The sequence below is a fragment of the Deltaproteobacteria bacterium genome (genome assembly GCA_029210625.1).
Taxonomy (GTDB): Bacteria; Myxococcota; Myxococcia; order SLRQ01; family SLRQ01; genus JARGFU01.
This window is the reverse complement of sequence record JARGFU010000063.1, coordinates 1-4774: the sequence shown is the minus strand read 5'-3', so window position 1 is coordinate 4774 and position 4774 is coordinate 1. Positions and strand designations below refer to the sequence as shown.

At 73.9% G+C, this 4774-nt stretch carries 4 protein-coding genes; 2 read left to right on the top strand and 2 right to left on the bottom strand.

The genetic code is table 11. The features are described 5' to 3' along the window. Nucleotides 1-1949 (bottom strand): ComEC/Rec2 family competence protein (locus tag P1V51_25310; protein ID MDF1566375.1); only part of this gene is annotated, 1949 nt, incomplete at its 3' end. 243 nt (nucleotides 1950-2192) lie between these two features. On the opposite strand from P1V51_25310, the gene P1V51_25305 reads away from it, so the two are divergent. Together P1V51_25305 and P1V51_25300 are read left to right on the top strand one after the other, a co-directional pair. Then, nucleotides 2193-2714, top strand: coding sequence for a CarD family transcriptional regulator (locus P1V51_25305; protein MDF1566374.1), 522 nt, complete (start codon nucleotides 2193-2195; stop codon nucleotides 2712-2714). A 90-nt stretch (nucleotides 2715-2804) separates the two neighbouring features. Further along, nucleotides 2805-3440 (top strand): hypothetical protein, encoded by a 636-nt coding sequence (locus P1V51_25300; protein ID MDF1566373.1) that lies wholly within the window; start codon nucleotides 2805-2807, stop codon nucleotides 3438-3440. A gap of 156 nt (nucleotides 3441-3596) precedes the next feature. On the opposite strand, the gene P1V51_25295 is transcribed toward P1V51_25300, so the two are convergent. Next, nucleotides 3597-4774, bottom strand: a 1178-nt coding sequence (locus P1V51_25295) for a hypothetical protein (GenBank protein ID MDF1566372.1), incomplete at its 5' end; no start/stop codon positions are given.

The following is a 4774-nucleotide window of genomic DNA, read 5'->3' as shown; positions in this document are numbered from 1 at the left end:
AGGGCCGCCAGGGGGGAGGGGGGACCCCCGAGCGCCGAGCGGTCCTCCAGGCCCTCGCCCGAGAGGTAGAGCGCCCCCACCGGGAAGGCCTCGAGGACGGCCTCGAGGCCGCCGAGGTGGTCGGGGTGGGGGTGGGTGAGGAAGACCGCCTCGAGGCGATCGACGCCGAGGGCGCGCAGGGCAGGGACCACCCGCCGCTCGCCCACCGCCAGGGCGCCCCGGTGGTCGCCTCCGCCGTCGACGAGGAGGTCGCCGGCGGCCGTGCGGATCAGGACGGCGTCTCCGTGACCCACGTCGAGGAAGGTGAGCTCGAGGGGCGCAAGGGGTGGCCGGGCGACCCCGGTGGGCCAGAGCAGCACCCCGAGGGCCAGGAGGGCCAGGCCGCGGCGCGGACCCGGCCGCAGCCAGGGGACGGGCAGGAGCAGCAGGAGGAAGGCGAGGTGCTGCCAGGCGGAGGGAGGGGCGAGGAGGAGGGAGGCTCCCGGCAGACCCGCGGCCAGCCGGGCGAGGGAGGCCAGCCCGTGGGCGAGGCCGGTGGCGGGGAGGAAGGCCAGGGCCGGGGTCCCCTGCGGGCCGAGGAGGGCGGCGACCAGGGTCGCCGGGGTCAGGGCGAGGAGGAGGAGGCCGGTGAGGGGGATGGCCAGGAGGTTGGAGACCAGCCCGGCGGCGGGGAGGCGGCCGAAGTGGTGGAGCACGAGGGGGGCGGTGCTCAGGGTGGCCCAGAAGGTGGCCTCGACGAGCCCGGCCAGGGGGCGCCGGGGGAGGTGGGGGTCGCCCTCCCGCCTCCCGGCGCCCAGCACCAGCCCGGCGGCGGCGGCGCAGGAGAGCTGGAAGCCGACGCGGGAGAGGAGGGAGGGCTCCCAGAGGAGGAGGAGGAGGAGCGCGGCGAGGAGGGCCCGCAGGGGGTGCGGCCGCCGCCGCAGGGCGAGGCCCAGGAAGAGGGGGAGCACCATCGCGCCGGCGCGCATCCCGGAGGCCGGGTGGGCCATCCAGCTCACCAGCAGCCCGGTGAGCAGGCCAGCCAGGGCGGCGGCGGCCGCGACCGGGTGCTCGCGTACCAGCCCGCCCAGGACGCCCCGGGGCGGGCGCCGGCCGAGGAGGAGGACCAGACCCCGGAGCAGCAGCCCGTAGAGCCCGAGGACCAGGAGCCCGAGGTGGAGGCCGGAGACGGCCAGGAGGTGGGAGAGCCCGGCCCGGGCGAAGGTGCGGCGGGTGGGTGGCGGCAGGGTGCTGCCGTCACCCAGCGAGAGGGCGGTGAGGAGGGCGCGGAGGGTGGGATCCGGCACGGTGGCCTCGAGGGTGGCCCGCACCCGCCTCCGCCCCCGCTCGAGGTGGTGTTGGAGCGCCGCGCGCCAGCGTCCGGGCAGGCCTCGCCGGGGGGTCTCCAGGCGGACCAGGGAGAGGATCTGTGCCCGGCCGGCCACGCCGCGCGCCAGGAGGCGGGCGCCCTCGTCCCGCTCCCCCGGGTTGGAGGGGCGGGGCCAGGGCCGCAGGCGCAGGAGCGCCTCGATGCGGTCCCCGTCTCCCACCGGGGGCGCCGAGGGGGGAAGGGAGACCGAGAGCACCCGGCGCTCCGGGCGTCCCTCCAGGCGCTCGAGGTGGAGCAGCCCGAGGCGGGAGCGCCCGGCGGGCCTCGTGGCCCGCAGGACGCCTCGAGCCCGGCGCGGGGCCAACGCCTCCCCGGCGGGGGCGGGCAGCGGGTCCGGGGGCTGCGGCCGCCCCGGTGCGGCCCCGCAGAAGCCCAGGAGCAGGCCGGAGAGCACGAGGGGCCCGGGGGGAAGGCCAGGACGCAGGAGCGGCAGGCAGCCCAGCCCGGCCCCCGCCACCAGGAGGAGAAGCCAGCCCGCGGAGGAGGGGGGCGCGGCCGGCAGGGGGCCGAGGAGCGCCAGGAAGACCCCGGAGAGGGCCCCGAGGAGCAGGAAGTGGGGCTGGCGAGGGGGAATGGCCATGCCCGGGGGGCGGTTTGCAAGGCAGGGGCCGGGTGCTCATTTTGCTTGACAAATTCGATTTCGGTCGTATAACATCCTGAAACTCTGAAGCTTTTTTGAAAACCGGCCGGACCGAGTCAGACGTGAGCGAGACCCAAGGTCCGGCCACGGGCCGTTGCCCGGACGGGAGCGGCCGAAAGATGGCCTGGCGAGTGGTGGTATTCGACCGGGCCCAGGACCATTCAACGGAGGTCGAGCGAATCCATGCGTTTCAATGTCGGTGACAAGGCGGTCTATCCGGGGCACGGCGTGGGTGAGATCATGGGGATCGAGCATCAGGAGATCATGGGGCAGCGCCTCTCCTTCCTCGTCCTCCAGCTCCTCGACAAGAAGACCGAGAAGATCTTCATCCCCATCAACAAGGTGAACTCGGTGGGCCTCCGCGACGTGATCGACGAGAAGGAGGCCAAGAAGGTCTACCGGATTCTCCGCAAGAAGGACGTCTCGGTCGACGCCACGACCTGGAACCGCCGCTACCGGGAGTACACCGAGAAGGTGAAGACCGGCAGCGTCTTCGAGATCGCCGAGGTGCTGCGCGACCTCTACCTCCTCAAGTTCGACAAGGACCTCTCCTTCGGCGAGCGGAAGATGTTCGACACCGCCCGGGCGCTCCTCATCAAGGAGCTCGCCATCGCCAAGAACTGCGACGAGGAGCAGATCGAGAAGGACTTCGTGCGGATCTTCACCAAGTCCGCGAACGCGGAGAAGGAGAAGCAGGCCTCCTGACGAGGCTCCTGGCTTTTCGACGGACGAGCCGGCGCCCTTCCCGGGGACGCCGGCTTCGTTCTATGAGGAGCCGAGACGAGGGACGCATCGATGGCAGAGGACGGGAAGCAGAAGGACGGAGCGTCCGCGGGCGTCAGCCTCGAGGCCGAGGTCGAGCGGGTGGCCCGGCGCGACCCCACGGGGTGGCGCAGCCCGGCCCTGATGCTGGCCATCGCCGGCTTCTCGCTCTACCTGGGCTGGAGCTTCCGGGCCGAGGTCGCCTACTTCTTCTCGGATCCGAACCCCATCGAGCTCGGCGAGGAGGGCGTCTACCACCTGGATCGCGCCCGGCCGAACCGCTTCGCCTCGATCTCCGGCCTGCCGAGCCTGGCGAAGCTGCAGTACAAGCAGCTCGGCCAGGGCTACAAGGTCTTCTTCGTCCTCGGGTCCCGGGTCTTCGTCCGGGCGGATCTCGAGTCAAAGAAGGGGCGCTCCGGGGAGGAGGGCGTCTCGATCTACCGCGGCCGGGGCCGCCTGGTCGATCTGCGCGAAGAGGCCGAGTTCCAGCCGGTCCGGCAGTGGTACGCCGAGCGCACCGGCTTCGACTTCTCCCGGCCCGCCTGGATCCTCCTCGACGACGTCGAGCCCCGCAAGCAGTGGCAGTATCCGCTGGGCGTGCTGGTGCTGGTCGCGGTGGCGCTGCTGAACGTCTTCCTGCTCGGCCGCCGCCTCCTGCGCCGCTCCTAGGGGGAGGGGAGCGGAGGCTCCCTCACCGGCCGCGTGAAGAGGCGCCCGTTCCCGGAGCGGCCGGAGGCGGCGCCCAGCCGGCGCAGGCCAGCGGAGCCGTGCGCGCTCGGAGGAAGCTGGGGGGATCGGGGGGGAGCGGAGGCTCCCCCCCGCTCATCAGAGCTGCCCCAGGAGGTCTCGCGACTTCTGGTGGTTCGGGTCGTAGCCCAGGGCCTTGGTCAGGTGGCGCCGGGCGTTCGGCAGCTTGCCGGCCTTCCGCTCCTTGAGCGCCGAGATGTAGTGGAGCTGGGCCAGCTTGGGCCGCAGCCCGATGGCCGGGGCGCCACCCCCCGGCGTGATCTGCTCGGCCAGGAAGAGGGCGTCGGTGTAGCTGCCGAGGGCCCGGGCGACCTCCTTGCTGCGGTCGCCCTCCCGCACCGAGCGCTGGAACTTGCGGATCTGCTCCGCGACCGTCTCCCCCTGGGTGACGCCGAGGTCGGCGGCGGTCTCGGCGGCGGTCAGCGCGCTGTCGATCTTGCCCTCCTCGAAGGCATCCCGGGCCTGCGTGACCATCGCGCGGTCGGCGGCGCTGGGCCCGGAGGAGGCCCGCGGCGGGGAGCGGCGGGGGCGGGGGCGGGTCGGGCGGGGGGGAGGATCGGCCGGAGGCGGCGCGTCCTCGGGCTCGGCAGCCCGCTCGGCCTCGAGGACCTCGGCGGCGCGGTCCCGCAGCTCGGTGGCCTCGGCGTGGCCGGGCCAGACGGTGAGGAGGGGGCCGAGCACCTTGTCGAGAGCCTCGCGGGCCTCCCCCTTGACGAGGAGGGTGCGGGCTCGCTCCAGCTTCGGGCTGACGTAGAGGCGCTCCGCCCGCTGCAGCTCGGCCTCGGCGATCGGGGCGTAGCTCGAGTCCCGGGGGATCTCCATCAGGTGCTTGATGCCCGCCTGGTAGCGCCGCTTGTCGAGGGCCCGGCGCCCCTTCTCCAGGGAGTCGCGGGCGGAGGACTCGCGCCGGGCCAGGCCCAGCAGGTCCCGGATCGTGGGGTCGTCGGGGAACTCGCTGCGCAGCGCGTCCAGGTGGGTGATGGCCTGCTCCCAGGCCTCGGCCTCCATCTTGGCGCGGGCCAGCGCCACGCGGGTGTCCTTCTCCGAGGCGGCGCCCTCGGCGACCGCGGCGTCCGGGCTCTCCTCGCTCTCACCCCCGGTGAGCGCCGAGAGGGTGAGCCAGAGGGCGCCCGCGATGGCCAGCCCACCGACCACGGCCAGGACCCTCTTCACCGTCGGATCGAGCTGGGGCTGGGGGCGCCGCTCGGGGTAGCCGCCCCGGTAGGTGCTCGACTCGAGGAGCGCCGCCTGGGCCG

Bases quoted from the DNA above. Each gene is read 5' to 3' on its own strand.
- P1V51_25305 (MDF1566374.1), top strand. From the start codon at position 2,193: ATGCGTTTCAATGTCGGTGACAAGGCGGTCTATCCGGGGCACGGCGTG.
- P1V51_25300 (MDF1566373.1), top strand. From the start codon at position 2,805: ATGGCAGAGGACGGGAAGCAGAAGGACGGAGCGTCCGCGGGCGTCAGC.